16 protein-coding genes are annotated in these 20097 nt (G+C 51.2%); 11 read left to right on the top strand and 5 right to left on the bottom strand.

From position 1 onward, the window contains the following. Nucleotides 1–3 precede the first annotated feature (3 nt). The gene (locus tag HEN33_RS08460; protein WP_032184657.1) at nucleotides 4–780 is read left to right on the top strand and encodes a YfaP family protein; all 777 of its coding nucleotides are present in this window, start codon (nucleotides 4–6) and stop codon (nucleotides 778–780) included. 9 nt (nucleotides 781–789) lie between these two features. Here the strand turns inward: HEN33_RS08460 and HEN33_RS26800 are convergent, their stop codons facing one another. Continuing rightward, nucleotides 790–915 (bottom strand): hypothetical protein, encoded by a 126-nt coding sequence (locus HEN33_RS26800; protein WP_255233127.1) that lies wholly within the window; start codon nucleotides 913–915, stop codon nucleotides 790–792. A gap of 139 nt (nucleotides 916–1054) precedes the next feature. On the opposite strand from HEN33_RS26800, the gene rcsC reads away from it, so the two are divergent. After that, nucleotides 1055–3904, top strand: a complete 2850-nt coding sequence (gene rcsC / locus HEN33_RS08455; RefSeq protein ID WP_032303395.1) for a two-component system sensor histidine kinase RcsC — start codon at nucleotides 1055–1057, stop codon at nucleotides 3902–3904. Between the two features lie 198 nt (nucleotides 3905–4102). Here the strand turns inward: rcsC and rcsB are convergent, their stop codons facing one another. Together rcsB and rcsD are read right to left on the bottom strand one after the other, a co-directional pair. Then, on the bottom strand, nucleotides 4103–4753 hold the full coding sequence (rcsB, locus tag HEN33_RS08450) for a response regulator transcription factor RcsB (RefSeq protein WP_001061917.1): 651 nt from the start codon (nucleotides 4751–4753) through the stop codon (nucleotides 4103–4105). A 16-nt stretch (nucleotides 4754–4769) separates the two neighbouring features. Beyond that, nucleotides 4770–7442, bottom strand: a complete 2673-nt coding sequence (gene rcsD, locus HEN33_RS08445; RefSeq protein WP_176263205.1) for a phosphotransferase RcsD — start codon at nucleotides 7440–7442, stop codon at nucleotides 4770–4772. A 738-nt stretch (nucleotides 7443–8180) separates the two neighbouring features. Between rcsD and ompC the strand changes: the two genes are divergently transcribed. The 6 genes from ompC (at nucleotide 8181) to mqo (ending at nucleotide 15822) form a co-directional block, all read left to right on the top strand. Continuing rightward, entirely contained in the window at nucleotides 8181–9284 is a 1104-nt protein-coding gene (gene ompC / locus HEN33_RS08440) for a porin OmpC (protein ID WP_000865555.1), read from the top strand. Between the two features lie 111 nt (nucleotides 9285–9395). Then, entirely contained in the window at nucleotides 9396–10451 is a 1056-nt protein-coding gene (gene apbE, locus HEN33_RS08435) for an FAD:protein FMN transferase ApbE (RefSeq protein ID WP_096251351.1), read from the top strand. A 73-nt stretch (nucleotides 10452–10524) separates the two neighbouring features. After that, entirely contained in the window at nucleotides 10525–11589 is a 1065-nt protein-coding gene (gene ada / locus HEN33_RS08430; RefSeq protein ID WP_176263656.1) for a bifunctional DNA-binding transcriptional regulator/O6-methylguanine-DNA methyltransferase Ada, read from the top strand. Continuing rightward, nucleotides 11589–12239, top strand: a complete 651-nt coding sequence (alkB, locus tag HEN33_RS08425) for a DNA oxidative demethylase AlkB (RefSeq protein ID WP_176263657.1) — start codon at nucleotides 11589–11591, stop codon at nucleotides 12237–12239. The genes ada and alkB overlap by 1 nt, the downstream gene beginning before the upstream one ends. A 75-nt stretch (nucleotides 12240–12314) precedes the next feature. After that, entirely contained in the window at nucleotides 12315–13958 is a 1644-nt protein-coding gene (gene yojI / locus HEN33_RS08420; protein WP_176263658.1) for a microcin J25 efflux ABC transporter YojI, read from the top strand. 217 nt (nucleotides 13959–14175) lie between these two features. After that, the gene (mqo, locus tag HEN33_RS08415) at nucleotides 14176–15822 is read left to right on the top strand and encodes a malate dehydrogenase (quinone) (protein WP_176263659.1); all 1647 of its coding nucleotides are present in this window, start codon (nucleotides 14176–14178) and stop codon (nucleotides 15820–15822) included. A 149-nt stretch (nucleotides 15823–15971) separates the two neighbouring features. Here the strand turns inward: mqo and eco are convergent, their stop codons facing one another. Both eco and HEN33_RS26795 read right to left on the bottom strand, forming a co-directional pair. Further along, nucleotides 15972–16460: a serine protease inhibitor ecotin gene (eco, locus tag HEN33_RS08410; RefSeq protein WP_000849212.1), complete on the bottom strand. Its 489-nt coding sequence runs from the start codon at nucleotides 16458–16460 to the stop codon at nucleotides 15972–15974. A 133-nt stretch (nucleotides 16461–16593) separates the two neighbouring features. Next, complete coding sequence (locus HEN33_RS26795; RefSeq protein ID WP_032269211.1) at nucleotides 16594–16758, bottom strand: hypothetical protein; 165 nt, start codon at nucleotides 16756–16758, stop codon at nucleotides 16594–16596. A 108-nt stretch (nucleotides 16759–16866) separates the two neighbouring features. Here HEN33_RS26795 and napF point away from each other — a divergent pair, with 108 nt between their 5' ends. Genes napF through napA form a run of 3 tightly spaced genes read left to right on the top strand, consistent with a single transcriptional unit; the run spans nucleotide 16867 to nucleotide 20097 of the window. Beyond that, nucleotides 16867–17361, top strand: a complete 495-nt coding sequence (gene napF, locus HEN33_RS08405; protein ID WP_000686723.1) for a ferredoxin-type protein NapF — start codon at nucleotides 16867–16869, stop codon at nucleotides 17359–17361. Continuing rightward, nucleotides 17351–17614 (top strand): chaperone NapD, encoded by a 264-nt coding sequence (napD, locus tag HEN33_RS08400; protein WP_000557378.1) that lies wholly within the window; start codon nucleotides 17351–17353, stop codon nucleotides 17612–17614. Before napF ends, napD begins: the two co-directional genes overlap by 11 nt. Then, complete coding sequence (napA, locus tag HEN33_RS08395; RefSeq protein WP_176263395.1) at nucleotides 17611–20097, top strand: periplasmic nitrate reductase subunit alpha; 2487 nt, start codon at nucleotides 17611–17613, stop codon at nucleotides 20095–20097. The genes napD and napA overlap by 4 nt, the downstream gene beginning before the upstream one ends.

The raw sequence follows: 20097 nt of genomic DNA, 5'->3' as shown, positions 1-20097 counted from the left end.
GCTATGCGAAAGATTTTTTTTCCGTTGTTACTGGTGGCGCTTTCGCCTGTCGCTCACAGTGAAGGTGTACAGGAAGTCGAGATTGATGCACCGCTCTCTGGCTGGCATCCTGCGGATGGTGAAGATGCCAGCTTTTCACAATCGATCAATTACCCCGCGTCGTCCGTCAACATGGCAGATGATCAAAATATCTCAGCGCAGATCCGCGGCAAAATAAAGAATTATGCGGCGGCGGGTAAAGTTCAGCAGGGCCGGTTGGTGGTCAACGGTGCCAGTATGCCGCAGAGAATTGAATCCGATGGTTCATTTGCACGCCCTTATATTTTCACTGAAGGCAGCAACAGCGTGCAGGTCATCAGCCCAGATGGGCGAAGTCGACAAAAAATGCAGTTTTACTCAACGCCGGGGGCTGGAGTGATTCGCGCGCGTTTACGGCTGGTTCTCTCGTGGGATACGGACAATACCGACCTCGATCTTCATGTTGTCACGCCGGATGGTGAACACGCCTGGTACGGTAACACGGTGCTGAAAAACAGTGGTGCACTGGATATGGATGTCACGACGGGGTACGGACCGGAGATTTTCGCCATGCCAGCGCCAGTTCACGGGCGCTATCAGGTATATATCAACTACTATGGCGGACGCAGTGAAACGGAATTGACGACCGCCCAACTGACGCTGATCACCGATGAAGGATCGGTTAATGAGAAACAGGAAACATTTATTGTACCGATGCGTAATGCTGGCGAACTGACGCTGGTGAAAAGTTTTGACTGGTGATCCATCCTTTCACACAACCTGGCTCTCTCTTTTTTCAGATAAGACTGCTGGGCGATCTGCCGACGCCAGGATATAACCATTAACAAGCGTCGGCAGATTGGTCATTTCTTGTTGTTCGTACTGAAAACTGTCCATTTACTCCGGCTTTCCTGATTAAGGCAATGGTTTCTAAGCGATACGCATTATTGCAATGGTGACAGAACATTGCGGTAACACGCTTTTACCGCTACCTTAACCACACTCCATCGGTCACCTGAGGCGGAGCTTCGCCCCTTTGAAATACCTTGCTTCTTTTCGTACAACCCTGAAAGCCTCGCGCTACATGTTCAGAGCATTGGCGTTAGTGCTCTGGCTGTTGATTGCTTTTTCATCCGTTTTTTACATCGTTAATGCGTTGCATCAGCGAGAATCGGAAATTCGTCAGGAATTTAATCTGAGTTCCGATCAGGCTCAGCGCTTTATTCAACGCACCTCTGATGTGATGAAAGAGCTGAAGTACATCGCTGAAAATCGCTTATCGGCAGAAAACGGTGTGCTTTCGCCGCGTGGACGAGAAACGCAGGCAGATGTGCCTGTGTTTGAACCACTGTTTGCCGACTCCGATTGTTCCGCAATGAGTAACACCTGGCGAGGTTCTCTGGAGTCATTGGCGTGGTTTATGCGCTACTGGCGCGATAATTTCTCTGCGGCTTACGATCTCAACCGGGTATTTTTAATCGGCAGCGATAACCTCTGCATGGCCAATTTCGGTCTGCGTGATATGCCAGTGGAACGCGACACCGCGTTGAAAGCTTTGCATGAACGCATCAATAAATATCGAAATGCACCACAAGATGATAGCGGCAGTAACCTCTACTGGATCAGCGAAGGTCCGCGCCCTGGCGTCGGGTATTTTTACGCATTAACGCCAGTTTATCTGGCGAACCGGTTGCAGGCGCTTTTAGGTGTTGAGCAGACCATCAGGATGGAGAACTTCTTCTTACCTGGTACGTTGCCGATGGGGGTAACCATTCTTGATGAAAATGGTCATACCCTGATTTCGCTTACCGGACCGGAAAGCAAGATTAAGAGCGATCCTCGCTGGATGCAGGAACGTTCCTGGTTTGGCTATACGGAAGGGTTCCGGGAGCTGGTGCTGAAGAAAAATCTGCCACCCTCATCGCTAAGCATCGTTTATTCGGTGCCGGTTGATAAGGTGCTGGAGCGCATTCGCATGTTGATCCTTAACGCGATTTTACTGAATGTGCTTGCCGGAGCCGCGTTGTTTACTCTCGCACGGATGTACGAGCGGCGTATATTCATTCCGGCGGAAAGCGACGCCCTGCGACTGGAAGAACATGAGCAGTTTAATCGCAAGATTGTCGCCTCCGCGCCAGTGGGTATCTGCATTTTGCGTACCGCTGATGGCGTTAATATTTTAAGTAACGAACTTGCGCATACCTATCTCAATATGCTTACGCATGAGGATCGCCAACGACTGACGCAAATTATCTGTGGTCAGCAGGTCAATTTTGTTGATGTCCTGACCAGCAACAATACCAATCTGCAAATCAGCTTCGTCCATTCGCGCTATCGTAATGAAAACGTGGCTATTTGTGTGCTGGTGGATGTTTCTTCGCGCGTGAAGATGGAAGAGTCGTTGCAGGAGATGGCACAAGCAGCGGAACAGGCGAGCCAGTCAAAATCGATGTTCCTTGCCACCGTCAGTCATGAGCTGCGAACGCCGCTGTATGGCATTATCGGTAACCTGGATCTGTTGCAAACCAAAGAGCTGCCAAAAGGCGTCGATCGTCTGGTGACGGCAATGAACAACTCTTCCAGCCTGTTGTTGAAAATTATCAGCGATATTCTCGATTTCTCGAAAATTGAATCAGAACAGTTGAAGATCGAACCGCGTGAGTTTTCACCGCGTGAAGTGATGAACCACATCACCGCCAACTATTTACCGCTGGTGGTACGCAAGCAGTTAGGCTTGTACTGCTTTATTGAACCGGATGTGCCAGTGGCCTTAAATGGCGACCCGATGCGTTTACAGCAGGTCATCTCCAACCTGTTGAGTAACGCCATAAAATTCACCGATACCGGCTGTATAGTTCTGCATGTTCGCGCTGATGGCGATTATCTCTCTATCCGCGTTCGCGATACCGGCGTAGGGATTCCGGCGAAAGAAGTGGTGCGCTTGTTTGATCCCTTCTTCCAGGTCGGCACGGGCGTACAGCGTAACTTCCAGGGGACTGGTCTGGGTCTGGCGATTTGTGAAAAACTGATCAGCATGATGGACGGCGACATCTCGGTAGATTCAGAACCGGGAATGGGCAGCCAGTTTACCGTGCGTATTCCGTTGTACGGCGCTCAGTACCCGCAGAAAAAAGGCGTGGAAGGGTTGAGTGGTAAACGCTGCTGGCTGGCGGTCCGCAATGCGTCGCTCTGTCAGTTCCTGGAAACCAGTTTGCAGCGCAGCGGCATCGTCGTTACAACATACGAAGGGCAGGAACCAACTCCCGAAGATGTGTTAATCACCGACGAGGTAGTGAGCAAAAAATGGCAGGGTAGAGCGGTAGTGACCTTCTGTCGTCGCCATATTGGTATTCCGCTGGAGAAAGCGCCAGGGGAGTGGGTACACAGTGTGGCTGCACCGCATGAGCTACCGGCATTGTTGGCGCGTATTTATTTGATCGAGATGGAGAGCGATGATCCTGCTAACGCTCTGCCGTCGACGGACAAAGCGGTCAGCGATAACGACGATATGATGATTCTGGTCGTGGATGATCATCCGATTAACCGGCGTCTGCTTGCAGATCAGTTGGGATCGTTGGGCTATCAATGTAAAACCGCGAATGATGGCGTCGATGCGCTTAATGTACTTAGCAAGAATCATATTGATATCGTGCTTAGCGACGTCAACATGCCAAATATGGATGGTTACCGCTTGACGCAACGTATTCGTCAGTTGGGGCTGACGTTGCCGGTAATCGGAGTAACAGCTAATGCGCTGGCTGAAGAGAAGCAGCGGTGTCTGGAGTCCGGTATGGACAGCTGCCTGTCGAAGCCGGTAACGCTGGATGTGATAAAACAGACGCTGACGGTATATGCCGAGAGGGTCAGGAAATCGCGGGAATCGTAGGCTTATAAGACATTTACGCCGCATCTGGCATTCAGTGCAAATGCCAAATGCGACGCTGGTGCGTCTTATCTGGCCTACTTTGTTGTAATCCATTGAAATAATGGGAATCGTAGGCCGGATAAGGCGTTTACGCCGCATCCGGCATTCAGTGCAAATGCCAGATGCGACGCTGACGCGTCTTATCTGGCCTACAGATGATTAGTCTTTATCTGCCGGACTTAAGGTCACAGAAGAGAGATAATTCAGCAGAGCAATATCGTTCTCGACACCCAGCTTCATCATCGCAGATTTCTTCTGGCTACTGATGGTTTTGATACTGCGGTTCAGCTTTTTAGCGATCTCGGTCACCAGGAAACCTTCCGCAAACAGGCGCAGAACTTCACTCTCTTTTGGCGAGAGACGCTTGTCACCATAACCGCCAGCACTGATTTTTTCTAACAGGCGAGAAACGCTTTCCGGGGTAAATTTCTTCCCTTTCTGCAGCGCGGCGAGAGCTTTCGGCAGATCGGTCGGTGCACCTTGTTTCAGCACGATCCCTTCGATATCCAGATCCAATACCGCACTAAGAATCGCCGGGTTGTTGTTCATGGTCAGAACGATGATCGACAGGCTTGGGAAATGGCGCTTGATGTACTTGATTAAGGTAATTCCATCGCCGTACTTATCGCCAGGCATGGAGAGATCGGTAATCAACACATGCGCATCCAGTTTCGGCAGGTTGTTGATCAGTGCTGTAGAGTCTTCAAATTCGCCGACAACATTCACCCACTCAATTTGCTCAAGTGATTTGCGAATACCGAACAAGACTATCGGATGGTCATCGGCAATAATTACGTTCATATTGTTCATGTAATAGGCTACCTTGCTACAGCAAGCTCTTGACATAACTGTCAATGTCGCTGATGTATTTTTCTATTCCTGGAACATCCTTCTCACGAATCAGATGTTCCAGCGTTTCACATAACTGCTTGCCGGGTACCAGATTTAGCATGGCAAATACGCCTTTAAGACGATGAGCCGTTTGGGCTAACGCAGCAAAGTCACTGGTTGCTGCTTCAGTATACAGCCTCTTAACATCATCCGGTACTGTGTCTACAAAGAGCGCATAATAGCCGCTGGCATGGAGTTGCGCATTTTCATCTCCGCCCAGAGGCGATTCTGTCACCTCTTCCTGCGCCAGTTGCACTTCAATTAATTGTAAGACCGCTTCCTGCATAGCGTTGCTCATATTGAAGTTGACGCACAATTGACCAGGTCCAATTTCCCGTACGCCAGACTCATCATCGCTTAAAAGCAAGCCAGAGGCAGTAAGATTAGACGGATTATCCGTTAAAAAGATATCATAATCTTGACTAATTAATCTTTCATCGGGTGTGATACAGGTTGCACCCCAATTTTCTAACTGGCGAGTGACAATATTCCGAATTTCTGCCGAAGTAACATCCACCATTATGCAGACATCATCCAGTAATCGTTCTTCTTCCTCTTCAACTTCCGGGTCAGCTGTGAGCATTTTGATATGCACAGAGTAGCGTGTACCAAGCCCATCCCGCGTTTTGATGTTTAAATGACCGCCCAGTTTACGTGCCAGTTGATCGCTCAGCCAGAATGCCAGCGGGTCCGCCTTGCCATAGCGATCGTTTTGGGTCTGGTTGATGAACGGGAAGTGCAAATTATCCATTTCATGAATGCTTACGCCTTCTCCGGTGTCCAGAATGCGGAACGTAAGGCGGTCTTCGGAGGACTCATCCTGATCAACCTCAAGGGTGATTTTTCCCAATTGCGTTGAGGTCACGGCATATTGCATCAGTAGCAGCAAAATACGTTGTAAGGCATCGCGATCGCCGCGGCGCATATCGTGTGCTTTCAGATGATTGTTAATCAGCAGTTGCAGACCTTTACGCTTGATGGCAGGCAACACTGAAGGCACAACTTCATCAATCAAATCCTGCACAGAGAACAGCACCGTCTCACTTTTCCAGCTATCGTCCGCAAGCATGTTCGCTAACTGTATTTCATCGACCAGCCGCACCAGCACATCTGCCTGATTCGCCAGTTGTTTGCTTTCCGGGGCATTGAGTTTAGCCGCGCTCTCTGCCAGGGACTGTGCGGGTTCTTTCAGCGCATCGCCAATGTTTTTCATAAAGGTCATCCGCCCCTGCTGGTTTTTCTCATACAGACGCTGCGCCTGCTTGAGTTTCTTGTTTACCAGCACTTCGCGATCCTGATCGCGAATAATGAAAATTTGTGTGCGCGGCGCAACCTGGCTGCGGAACATGCGGATCTCATACAGCTCGTTATTGATCGTCGCCTGAATAATCCCCTGATGCTGTTCCGCCATGGTGGTGATGTTTTGCAGATTCAAATGCGGCAGCAAATGATCGGCAATTTTGTTACTTATGACTGTGCGGTTCGATTCCTGATCGTGAACCAGCAGGCCGAGCGGCAGCAGTGAGACTATCTCTTCATTAATTGCCCGTAAAATGCGCAATTCGTTATTGACCGCCGTGCTGGGGACGCTTTCTGTACTGCGGCTGGAGAAATGGCGGAATGTGGTATAGCCAAATAACGCCAGCGCCAGCAAACCGATGTTCAGCAGCAGTGGCAGCAGAATGTTTTGCAACGTATCCAGCAATAAGGTGCCATAAGGAACCTGCCAGACCAGGCGCATATCGGTAGAGTTGAGTGCCGAGGAGATTTCAATCTTCGTACTGTTAAAGTGGATACTGACGCTATCCGTCCCTTCTTTCTCATTATCATTATTTCCCGTTGCCGTTGTGTCTGGCTCAAGGCGGAAACTGTCCAACGACATCCCTGGTGGAATCAAATCATTAATCGGCAGATCAAAAGCCACGACCGTTGCCAGATGTCCCGGCTGGTTGAACGTGGTACGCAAGGTAAAGTAATGACCGTTCTGCCAGGCCAGGCGGCGCAGGTTAGAAAAACTTTCGCGTTCATCGAGCGCGTTGGCCTGTTGCAACATCTCTGCGCGACGTGAATCAACAATGTCGCTGACGGTCGATTCTTTAAATCCGGAGGTGAGATCTTTGAGGGGCAGGGTCGAGATCAGTACCAGACTGTTATCCTGACCATTCAGGTAATACATCGACCACGGTATATTTTCTGCGCCCCATAACGTGTCCAGATAGGTGGACATCCGTTGAGTCATCTCAAGCGTTGAGTTGTCGTGAGAGCCAAAGATTAACGCTTCCGTTTTGCGGCGTGGTTTTTCCAGATAGTAGACATCCTGTTTCAGGCGCGTCTCTTGTAAACCTTCGCCGGAGGAGGGGGAGGTCGTCGCGGCAATGTTGTCGTAGATCTGCCAGGTCACGTAACGCCAGGTATCGACGCGCTTTTGGATTGCGTGGGTAATGTCGACAATCTGGTAACTTTTATCTTTCAGCCAGGCGTTAACGGCGCTTTGCACCATTACACCCATCGTCACCAGTAACACAATGATCAACAGTAAAAAGAAGCGGGTAATGCTCCCCGGTAGGAGTGAAAAGCGGGTCGTGGCCGTTGTCTCTTTCTGACGCATTCGTGTTTATGACCTGTTAAAACTTCGCGAAGTGATAGGGCAGTATAAAGGGTACAGTGTGAAATTCCAGACTCTTACCTGATTGATGATTCTCTATTCTCCCGTGATATTTATCATCCTGCATTGGGGGAAATAGATGTACAAGCGCCATTTTGCTGTACAAATAACCTACAAAAAGCCTAACGAAATTAATTGCAAATAAACGAAGATTGCTGGAAATTATGCTGATGTTAATTATTTGTGAAATAGTTAACAAGCGTTATAGTTTTTCTGTGGTAGCACAGAATAATGAAAAGTGTGTAAAGAAGGGTAAAAAAAACCGGATGCGAGGCATCCGGTTGAAATAGGGGTAAACAGACATTCAGAAATGAATGACGGTAATAAATAAAGTTAATGATGATAGCGGGAGATATTCTAGTTGCGAGTGAAGGTTTTGTTTTGACATTCAGTGCTGTCAAATACTTAAGAATAAGTTATTGATTTTAACCTTGAATTATTATTGCTTGATGTTAGGTGCTTATTTCGCCATTCCGCAATAATCTTAAAAAGTTCCCTTGTATTTACATTCTGAAACATCTATAGCGATAAATGAAACATCTTAAAAGTTTTAGTATCATATTCGTGTTGGATTATTCTGCATTTTTGGGGAGAATGGACTTGCCGACTGATTAATGAGGGTTAATCAGTATGCAGTGGCATAAAAAAGCAAATAAAGGCATATAACAGAGGGTTAATAACATGAAAGTTAAAGTACTGTCCCTCCTGGTCCCAGCTCTGCTGGTAGCAGGCGCAGCAAACGCTGCTGAAGTTTACAACAAAGACGGCAACAAATTAGATCTGTACGGTAAAGTAGACGGCCTGCACTATTTCTCTGACGACAAGTCTGTAGATGGCGACCAGACCTACATGCGTCTTGGCTTCAAAGGTGAAACTCAGGTTACTGACCAACTGACCGGTTACGGCCAGTGGGAATATCAGATCCAGGGCAACAGCGCTGAAAACGAAAACAACTCCTGGACCCGTGTGGCATTCGCAGGTCTGAAATTCCAGGATGTGGGTTCTTTCGACTACGGTCGTAACTACGGCGTTGTATATGACGTAACTTCCTGGACCGACGTACTGCCAGAATTCGGTGGCGACACTTACGGTTCTGACAACTTCATGCAGCAGCGTGGTAACGGCTTCGCGACCTACCGTAACACTGACTTCTTCGGTCTGGTTGACGGCCTGAACTTTGCTGTTCAGTACCAGGGTAAAAACGGTAGCGTAAGCGGCGAAGGCATGACCAACAACGGTCGTGAAGCACTGCGTCAGAACGGCGACGGCGTTGGCGGTTCTATCACTTATGATTACGAAGGCTTCGGTATCGGTGGTGCGATCTCCAGCTCCAAACGTACTGACGATCAGAACAGCCCGCTGTACATCGGTAACGGCGACCGTGCTGAAACCTACACTGGTGGTCTGAAATACGACGCTAACAACATCTACCTGGCTGCTCAGTACACCCAGACCTACAACGCAACTCGCGTAGGTTCCCTGGGTTGGGCGAACAAAGCACAGAACTTCGAAGCTGTTGCTCAGTACCAGTTCGACTTCGGTCTGCGTCCGTCCCTGGCTTACCTGCAGTCTAAAGGTAAAAACCTGGGTGTCATCAATGGTCGTAACTACGACGACGAAGATATCCTGAAATATGTTGATGTTGGTGCTACTTACTACTTCAACAAAAACATGTCCACCTATGTTGACTACAAAATCAACCTGCTGGACGACAACCAGTTCACTCGTGACGCTGGCATCAACACTGATAACATCGTAGCTCTGGGTCTGGTTTACCAGTTCTAATCTCGATTGATATCGAACAAAGGGCCTGCGGGCCCTTTTTTCATTGTTTTCAGCGTACAAACACAGTTTTTTGGTGTACTCTTGCGACCGTTCGCATGAGGATAATCACGTATGGAAATAAGCTTTACCCGCGTGGCACTGCTGGCTGCCGCGCTCTTCTTTGTTGGTTGCGATCAAAAACCACAACCCGCCAAAACCCACGCTATTGAAGTTACCGTTCTCGAAGGCAAAACCATGGGTACCTTCTGGCGTGCCAGCATTCCGGGCATTGACGCCAAACGCAGTGCCGAACTTAAAGAAAAGATTCAGACCCAGCTGGACGCTGACGATCAGCTGCTTTCGACCTATAAAAAAGATTCCGCGCTGATGCGATTTAACGACTCGCAAAGTTTATCGCCGTGGCCGGTAAGTGAAGCGATGGCCGATATCGTCACTACCTCGCTGCGCATTGGCGCAAGGACCGATGGTGCGATGGATATAACCGTCGGGCCGCTGGTGAATCTGTGGGGCTTTGGCCCGGAACAACAGCCGGTTCAAATTCCGAGCCAGGAACAGATCGATGCGATGAAAGCCAAAACCGGCTTACAGCACCTGACGGTCATTAATCAGTCGCATCAGCAATATCTGCAAAAAGACCTGCCGGATTTATATGTCGATCTCTCCACCGTCGGCGAAGGCTATGCGGCGGATCATCTGGCACGCTTGATGGAGCAGGAAGGGATTTCCCGCTATCTGGTGTCGGTGGGCGGCGCGCTGAACAGCCGTGGTATGAACGGTGCAGGCCAGCCGTGGCGGGTAGCGATTCAAAAACCAACTGATAAAGAAAACGCGGTTCAGGCCGTGGTGGATATCAACGGTCATGGCATTAGCACCTCTGGCAGCTACCGTAACTATTACGAACTGGACGGCAAACGTCTTTCCCATGTTATCGATCCGCAAACCGGGCGTCCCATCGAACACAATCTGGTATCCGTGACGGTGATTGCCCCGACGGCGCTGGAAGCCGACGCCTGGGATACTGGCTTAATGGTGCTTGGGCCGGAGAAAGCCAAAGAAGTCGTTCGCCGGGAAGGGCTGGCGGTTTATATGATCACCAAAGAGGGCGATAGCTTTAAAACCTGGATGTCGCCGCAGTTTAAAAGCTTCCTTATCAGCGAAAAAAATTAAAGCGCAAGATTGTTGGTTTTTGCGTGATGGTGACCGGGCAGACTAAAGGCTATCCTTAACCAGGGAGCTGATTATGAAAAACGCCACATGCTTAACTGACGATCAACGCTGGCAATCTGTCTTAGCCCGCGACCCGAACGCCGACGGCGAATTCGTTTTCGCCGTGCGCACCACGGGTATCTTTTGCCGTCCGTCTTGCCGAGCCAGACATGCCTTGCGGGAAAATGTCTCCTTCTACGCAAATGCCAGCGAGGCACTCGCCGCCGGATTTCGCCCCTGCAAACGTTGTCAGCCAGACAAAGCCAATCCCCGGCAACATCGCCTTGATAAAATTACCCACGCCTGCCGACTTCTGGAACAGGAAACGCCTGTAACGCTGGAAACCTTAGCCGACCAGGTGGCGATGAGCCCGTTCCATCTGCATCGGTTGTTTAAAGCGACTACCGGAATGACGCCTAAAGCCTGGCAACAGGCCTGGCGCGCTCGCCGTTTGCGTGAATCGCTGGCGAAAGGGGAGAGCGTGACGACGTCTATTCTTAACGCCGGATTCCCCGACAGCAGCAGTTACTACCGCAAAGCTGACGAAACGCTGGGCATGACGGCTAAACAATTCCGTCATGGTGGCGAAAATCTGGCGGTGCGTTACGCGCTGGCTGATTGTGAGCTGGGCCGTTGCCTGGTGGCAGAAAGCGAGCGGGGGATTTGCGCGATATTGCTGGGCGATGATGACGCGACGCTAATCAGCGAGTTGCAGCAGATGTTTCCCGCTGCCGACAACGCGCCTGCCGATCTGCCGTTTCAGCAACATGTGCGTGAAGTGATCGCCAGCCTCAATCAACGCGATACGCCGCTGACGTTACCGCTGGACATTCGCGGCACTGCTTTTCAGCAACAAGTCTGGCAGGCACTGCGCACGATACCTTGTGGTGAAACCGTCAGTTATCAGCAACTGGCGAACGCCATCGGCAAACCGAAAGCGGTACGGGCCGTTGCCAGCGCCTGTGCAGCCAACAAGCTCGCTATCGTAATACCCTGTCATCGGGTAGTCCGTGGTGATGGCACACTTTCCGGTTACCGCTGGGGCGTGTCGCGCAAAGCGCAACTGCTGCGCCGTGAAGCTGAAAATGAGGAGAGGTAATGTTGGATCTGTTTGCCGATGCTGAACCGTGGCAAGAACCACTGGCGGCTGGAGCGGTGATTTTGCGCCGTTTTGCTTTTAACGTTGCGGAACAACTGATCCGCGATATTAATGACGTTGCCAGCCAGTCGCCGTTTCGCCAGATGGTCACCCCCGGGGGATATACCATGTCGGTGGCAATGACCAACTGTGGGCATCTGGGCTGGACGACCAATCGGCAAGGTTATCTCTATTCGCCCATTGATCCGCAAACAAATAAACCGTGGCCCGCCATGCCGCAGAGTTTTCATAATTTATGTCAACGTGCGGCGACGGCGGCGGGCTATCCAGATTTCCAGCCAGATGCTTGTCTTATCAACCGCTACGCTCCTGGCGCGAAACTGTCGCTGCATCAGGATAAAGACGAACCGGATCTGCGCGCGCCGATTGTTTCTGTTTCTCTGGGCTTACCCGCGATTTTTCAATTTGGTGGCCTGAAACGAAATGATCCGCTCAAACGTTTATTGCTGGAACATGGCGATGTGGTGGTATGGGGCGGTGAATCGCGGCTGTTTTATCACGGCATTCAACCGTTGAAAGCGGGCTTTCATCCACTCACCGCCGACTGCCGCTACAACCTGACATTCCGTCAGGCAGGTAAAAAAGAATAAAAATAAGAATTATTATTGCTGTGCGCGCGGAGATGTTTAAACTGCGGGCTGTAATTCATTGTCCGGGTTTTCTGCATGGAACTTCTTGTACTTGTCTGGCGGCAGTATCGCTGGCCATTTATCAGTGTGATGGCGCTAAGCCTCGCCAGTGCGGCATTAGGCATTGGCTTAATTGCTTTTATCAATCAGCGCCTTATCGAAACGGCGGATACCAGTCTGCTGGTATTGCCAGAATTTCTGGGTTTATTGCTGCTGTTGATGGCCGTCACTCTCGGATCGCAACTGGCGCTCACCACTTTGGGGCATCACTTCGTTTACCGACTGCGTAGTGAATTTATCAAGCGGATTCTGGATACCCATGTCGAGCGCATTGAACAACTTGGTAGCGCCTCACTGCTGGCAGGGTTAACCAGCGATGTGCGCAATATCACTATTGCGTTTGTTCGTCTGCCAGAACTGGTGCAGGGGATCATTCTCACTATCGGTTCGGCGGCGTATCTGTGGATGCTGTCGGGCAAAATGTTGCTGGTAACGGCGATCTGGATGGCAATTACCATCTGGGGCGGTTTTGTGCTGGTGGCGCGGGTGTACAAACATATGGCGACCCTGCGTGAAACCGAAGACAAGCTGTACACGGATTTTCAAACCGTACTCGAAGGGCGCAAAGAGCTGACGCTGAATCGCGAGCGCGCCGAGTACGTGTTTAACAACCTTTACATTCCTGATGCGCAAGAGTATCGCCATCATATTATCCGCGCAGACACCTTCCATCTTAGTGCCGTGAACTGGTCAAACATCATGATGCTGGGCGCAATCGGCCTGGTGTTCTGGATGGCAAACAGCCTCGGTTGGGCTGATACCAATGTTGCCGCAACCTATTCGTTGACGCTGTTGTTCTTGCGTACACCGCTGCTTTCGGCGGTTGGCGCATTACCGACGCTGCTGACGGCGCAGGTGGCGTTTAACAAGCTGAACAAATTCGCACTCGCGCCTTTCAAAGCAGAGTTTCCGCGCCCACAGGCGTTTCCCAACTGGCAAACGCTGGAGCTGCGTAACGTGACGTTTGCTTATCAGGATAACGCGTTTTCCGTTGGGCCGATTAACCTCACCATCAAACGTGGCGAGCTGCTGTTTCTGATTGGCGGCAACGGTAGCGGAAAATCGACACTGGCCATGTTGCTGACGGGCTTGTATCAGCCACAAAGCGGCGAAATCTTGCTGGATGGCAAACCTGTCAGCGGCGAACAACCGGAAGATTATCGCAAACTGTTTTCGGCAGTGTTTACCGATGTCTGGCTGTTCGATCAACTGCTGGGGCCGGAGGGTCAACCCGCTAACCCGCAACTGATTGAGAAGTGGCTGGCGCAACTGAAAATGGCTCATAAGCTTGAGTTAAGCAACGGGCGTATTGTTAACCTGAAGTTATCAAAAGGGCAGAAAAAACGCGTGGCGCTGTTGCTGGCGCTGGCAGAAGAACGCGATATTATCCTGCTGGATGAATGGGCGGCGGATCAGGACCCACACTTCCGTCGTGAGTTTTATCAGGTGCTGCTGCCGCTGATGCAGGAGATGGGTAAAACGATTTTCGCCATCAGTCATGATGATCATTACTTTATCCACGCTGACCGCCTGCTGGAAATGCGCAACGGGCTACTTAGCGAGCTGACAGGCGAAGAGCGCGATGCTGCTTCGCGTGATGCCGTTGCCCGGACGGCATAATATTTCGACGCTGACCTGGCGGACTGCTGCCGCCAGGTCAATATTCTAAAAAAACCTTCGTTTCTAATAACCCTATAATTAATCAACGAAATTATAATGTTTCTAAAATTAGAATATAATTTATAAACATTATTTAAATGTTGTTACTTAAGTGTTACCGTTGATGCCGCGCAAATCTCACCTGCAATAAAGCGACTAAAAGTAAGGCATTAACAAGATGAAAAAAGTGACTGCCATGCTCTTCTCGATGGCCGTGGGGCTTAATGCCGTTTCGATGACGGCAAAAGCGAAAGCGTCCGAGGAGCAGGAAACTGATGTACTGTTGATTGGCGGCGGCATTATGAGCGCCACGTTGGGGACCTATTTACGCGAGCTGGAGCCTGAATGGTCGATGACCATGGTGGAGCGCCTGGAGGGTGTCGCGCAGGAGAGTTCGAACGGCTGGAACAACGCCGGAACCGGGCATTCTGCACTGATGGAACTCAATTACACCCCGCAAAACGCCGATGGCAGCATCAGTATTGAAAAAGCAGTCGCCATTAACGAAGCATTTCAGATTTCCCGCCAGTTCTGGGCGCACCAGGTCGAGCGCGGTGTACTGCGTACTCCGCGTTCATTTATCAATACCGTTCCGCACATGAGTTTTGTCTGGGGCGAGGATAACGTCAATTTCCTGCGCGCCCGTTACGCCGCATTGCAACAAAGCTCGCTGTTTCGTGGCATGCGTTACTCTGAAGATCACGCGCAGATCAAGGAGTGGGCACCATTAGTGATGGAAGGGCGCGATCCGCAACAGAAAGTGGCGGCTACGCGCACAGAAATTGGCACAGATGTGAACTACGGCGAGATCACCCGCCAGTTGATCGCCTCCTTACAGAAGAGATCTAACTTCTCGCTGCAACTCAGCAGCGAAGTCCGCGCCCTAAAGCGTAATGACGATAACAGCTGGACCGTCACCGTTGCCGATCTGAAAAACGGCACTGCACAGAACATCCGCGCCAAATTTGTCTTTATCGGCGCGGGCGGTGCGGCGCTGAAACTGTTACAGGAATCGGGGATTCCGGAGGCGAAAGACTACGCCGGTTTCCCGGTGGGCGGACAGTTCCTTGTTTCGGAAAACCCGGACGTGGTTAATCACCATCTGGCGAAGGTTTACGGTAAAGCATCCGTTGGCGCACCACCGATGTCGGTTCCGCATATCGATACCCGTGTTCTTGACGGTAAACGCGTCGTGCTGTTTGGGCCATTTGCCACCTTCTCAACCAAATTCCTCAAAAACGGTTCATTGTGGGATCTGATGAGTTCCACCACCACCTCAAACGTGATGCCGATGATGCACGTTGGGCTGGATAATTTCGATCTGGTGAAATATCTGGTGAGTCAGGTGATGTTGAGTGAAGAGGATCGTTTTGAAGCGTTGAAAGAGTACTATCCGCAGGCGAAAAAAGAGGACTGGCGTTTGTGGCAAGCGGGGCAGCGCGTGCAGATTATCAAGCGTGATGCCGAGAAAGGTGGCGTACTGCGTCTGGGTACCGAAGTGGTCAGCGACCAACAAGGGACTATTGCCGCGCTGCTGGGGGCATCGCCAGGGGCGTCAACCGCCGCGCCGATTATGTTGAATCTGCTGGAAAAAGTATTTGGCGATCGCGTTTCAAGCCCACAATGGCAGGCCACGCTGAAAGCGATTGTTCCGTCTTATGGACGCAAGCTGAATGGTGATGTGGAGGCAACCGAACGCGAGTTGCAGTACACCAGCGAAGTGCTGGGGCTGAAATACGACAAGCCGCAGGTGGCGGACAGTACGCCGAAACCGCAGTTGAAACCGCAACCCGTTCAAAAAGAAGTGGCGGATATTGCGTTGTGATGATGTGCCACATCCGGCATGGTATGCCGGATGTGGCGTATGCAGATAAGACGCGCCAGCGTCGCATCAGGCAACCGGCTCGGGCATTAGATGTCGGATGCGGCGTGACCGCCTTATCCGACCTACGGGGTGCCGCACTTCACGGCAGTTTAGCGGACTACCGCGTTGTCAATTTTCTCTTCCGCCTTCCAGATGCGGTATTTCACATCTACATTGTCTGGCGTATACACCACGATCGGCAGCTTGCTGTTGTAACGCAGCATTCCAGCATCGCCCAGATACGCGGTGACAAATTTCTTCTCTTTCTTGCCATCCGGGCAGGCCATCATCGTGGAAACCGGCGAGCTAACTTTATCAAAGACGTAATAATCATAGCCCCAGCCTTCCAGCGTTTTGCTTTCCAGCTTCCCGCCGAGACGATGCAAATTGCAATCGACTTCCAGCGTCTGACCGATTAACAGTTCTACTTTCAGGGTAGATTCATCTTCTTGCGGGGTTAACTGAATCACCTGACGCTTCATGCCTTTTTCAGCTTGCGGATAAGGCGCGATTTTTTCCAGTGGCTGGACGCTCTCTGCCGCCCAGGCGGAAGTGGTAGCGAAAGCGGCAAACAATACTGCAGGTAGAATGGTCTTCATTGTTGTATTCCCTTCGTCATTTATAGGTTTTCACCGATGATGTCGCTGAAGGTTAACATATTCATCAGATTTATTAATTTGCTTTATGAATAACTTAAAGAACATTCAGACAATTTTACCTGCTCTTTTAGTGTTAAATTCTGACGAGAGAACAAACCAGTAGAAATATCTCTGGTGAATTAATCGCTATATAAATATGTTTATAACCATTTGAAATGTGAGCAAAAGCCCGTTTTTGCCACGCTTCCCGCCACTCTTTTGATCCTGCTACAGGTTTTACCTCGATCGGGGTATGCATCTTTGACACATCCTTTAATATCTTAGCGGCTATAAAAATGGCTTATTAATTATGCGGTTTATTTGGTCGCTCTCAATTTTCGGAGCGCGTTAATGATGGAAGGTCAATGTGAAGATTGATGCATCCCGTCGGGGCATACTCACTGGTCGCTGGCGCAAAGCCAGTAACGGTATCCGTCCGCCCTGGTCCGGTGATGAATCTCATTTTCTGACCCATTGCACCCGCTGTGACGCCTGTATTAATGCTTGTGAAAACAACATTCTGCAACGCGGCGCGGGGGGCTATCCGAGCGTTAATTTCAAAAATAACGAGTGCAGCTTCTGTTATGCCTGCGCGCAAGCTTGCCCCGAATCGCTATTTTCTCCGCGCCACACCAGGGCCTGGGATTTGCAGTTCACCATTGGGGACGCGTGCCTGGCGTATCAGTCAGTTGAATGCCGTCGCTGTCAGGATAGCTGTGAGCCAATGGCAATTATCTTTCGCCCGACGCTCTCCGGGATCTACCAGCCGCAACTTAATAGCCAACTTTGCAACGGATGTGGAGCATGTGCAGCCAGCTGTCCGGTATCAGCCATAACTGCGGAGTATCTCCATGCACACTAACTGGCAAGTTTGCAGCCTGGTCGTGCAGGCCAAAAGCGAACGAATTTCAGACATCAGCACCCAACTGAACGCCTTTCCCGGCTGTGAAGTCGCTGTCAGCGACGCGCCGAGCGGTCAGTTGATTGTGGTGGTGGAAGCAGAAGACAGCGAAACGCTGATCCAAACCATTGAGTCAGTACGCAACGTAGAGGGCGTGCTGGCGGTGTCGCTGGTTTATCACCAGCAGGAAGAGCAAGGTGAGGAAACACCATGAAACTCAGTCGTCGTAGCTTTATGAAAGCTAACGCCGTTGCGGCCGCTGCGGCGGCTGCCGGTCTCAGCGTGCCGGGCGTTGCCCGCGCCGTTGTTGGTCAGCAGGAAGCCATTAAATGGGATAAAGCACCATGCCGTTTCTGCGGTACTGGTTGTGGCGTTCTGGTCGGAACGCAGCAGGGGCGTGTGGTGGCCTGTCAGGGCGACCCGGACGCACCGGTTAACCGTGGCCTGAACTGCATTAAGGGCTATTTCCTGCCCAAAATCATGTACGGTAAAGACCGTTTGACGCAGCCGCTTCTGCGTATGAAAAACGGTAAATATGACAAAGAAGGCGAGTTCACCCCAATCACCTGGGATCAAGCCTTCGATGTGATGGAAGAAAAATTCAAAACTTCCCTGAAAGAAAAAGGGCCGGAATCGATCGGTATGTTCGGTTCTGGTCAGTGGACTATCTGGGAAGGTTATGCCGCGTCCAAGCTGTTCAAAGCGGGCTTCCGTTCGAACAACATCGACCCGAACGCGCGTCACTGTATGGCGTCGGCGGTAGTTGGCTTTATGCGTACCTTTGGTATGGATGAGCCGATGGGCTGCTATGACGACATCGAACAGGCTGACGCGTTTGTGCTGTGGGGCGCTAACATGGCGGAGATGCACCCGATTCTCTGGTCGCGCATCACCAACCGTCGTCTCTCTAACCAGAACGTCACCGTGGCGGTGCTTTCTACCTACCAGCATCGTAGCTTCGAGCTGGCGGATAACGGCATCATCTTTACGCCACAGTCTGACCTGGTGATCCTGAACTACATCGCCAACTATATCATTCAAAACAACGCGATAAATCAGGACTTCTTTAGCAAACACGTTAACCTGCGCAAAGGGGCGACGGACATCGGCTACGGTTTACGTCCGACCCATCCGCTGGAAAAAGCAGCGAAGAATCCAGGTTCTGACGCTTCCGAGCCGATGAGCTTTGAAGATTACAAAGCCTTCGTTGCTGAGTATACGCTGGAAAAAACCGCTGAAATGACCGGCGTGCCGAAAGACCAGTTAGAACAACTGGCGCAGCTGTATGCCGATCCGAACAAGAAAGTCATCTCCTACTGGACGATGGGCTTCAACCAGCATACCCGTGGCGTGTGGGCCAACAACCTGGTCTACAACCTGCACCTGCTGACTGGCAAAATTTCTCAGCCGGGTTGCGGTCCGTTCTCCCTGACCGGGCAGCCTTCCGCGTGCGGTACTGCGCGAGAAGTGGGCACCTTTGCTCACCGTCTGCCTGCGGACATGGTGGTGACCAATGAGAAACACCGTGATATCTGCGAGAAGAAGTGGAATATCCCGAGCGGCACCATTCCGGCGAAAATCGGCCTGCACGCGGTGGCACAGGACCGTGCGCTGAAAGACGGCAAACTGAATGTTTACTGGACCATGTGTACCAACAACATGCAAGCCGGGCCGAACATTAATGAAGAGCGTATGCCGGGCTGGCGCGATCCGCGCAACTTTATCATCGTTTCCGATCCGTATCCGACAGTCAGTGCGCTGGCAGCCGACTTGATCCTGCCGACCGCAATGTGGGTAGAAAAAGAGGGTGCTTACGGTAACGCCGAACGCCGTACTCAATTCTGGCGTCAGCAGGTACAGGCACCGGGCGAAGCGAAATCGGATCTCTGGCAGTTAGTTCAGTTCTCCCGCCGCTTCAAAACTGAAGAAGTGTGGCCGGAAGAGTTGCTGGCGAAGAAACCGGAACTGCGTGGCAAAACGCTGTATGAGGTTCTGTATGCCACCCCGGAAGTGAGCAAATTCCCGGTATCCGAACTGGCAGAAGATCAGTTGAACGATGAATCCCGCGAGCTGGGCTTCTATCTGCAAAAAGGGCTGTTCGAAGAGTATGCATGGTTTGGTCGCGGTCACGGTCACGATCTCGCGCCGTTCGATGACTACCACAAAGCGCGCGGTCTGCGCTGGCCGGTGGTTAACGGTAAAGAAACGCAGTGGCGTTATAGCGAAGGTAACGACCCGTACGTGAAAGCGGGTGAAGGCTACAAGTTCTACGGTAAACCGGATGGCAAAGCGGTGATCTTCGCACTGCCGTTCGAACCGGCGGCGGAAGCACCGGATGAAGAGTACGACCTGTGGCTCTCTACCGGACGCGTCCTGGAGCACTGGCATACCGGCAGTATGACTCGCCGTGTACCGGAACTGCACCGCGCCTTCCCGGAAGCAGTCCTGTTTATTCATCCGCTGGATGCGAAAGCGCGCGATCTGCGTCGTGGCGACAAAGTGAAAGTGGTTTCTCGCCGTGGCGAAGTCATCTCGATTGTTGAAACGCGCGGTCGTAACCGCCCGCCGCAGGGCCTGGTGTATATGCCGTTCTTCGACGCCGCACAGCTGGTTAACAAACTGACGCTGGATGCGACCGATCCGCTCTCGAAAGAGACGGACTTCAAGAAGTGTGCGGTCAAACTGGAGAAGGTGTAA

The organism is Escherichia sp. 94.0001 (assembly GCF_013369155.2).
Taxonomy (GTDB): Bacteria; Pseudomonadota; Gammaproteobacteria; order Enterobacterales; family Enterobacteriaceae; genus Escherichia; species Escherichia coli_F.
The sequence above is the reverse complement of the archived record's forward strand: the minus strand, read 5'-3'. Positions and strand labels throughout refer to the sequence as shown.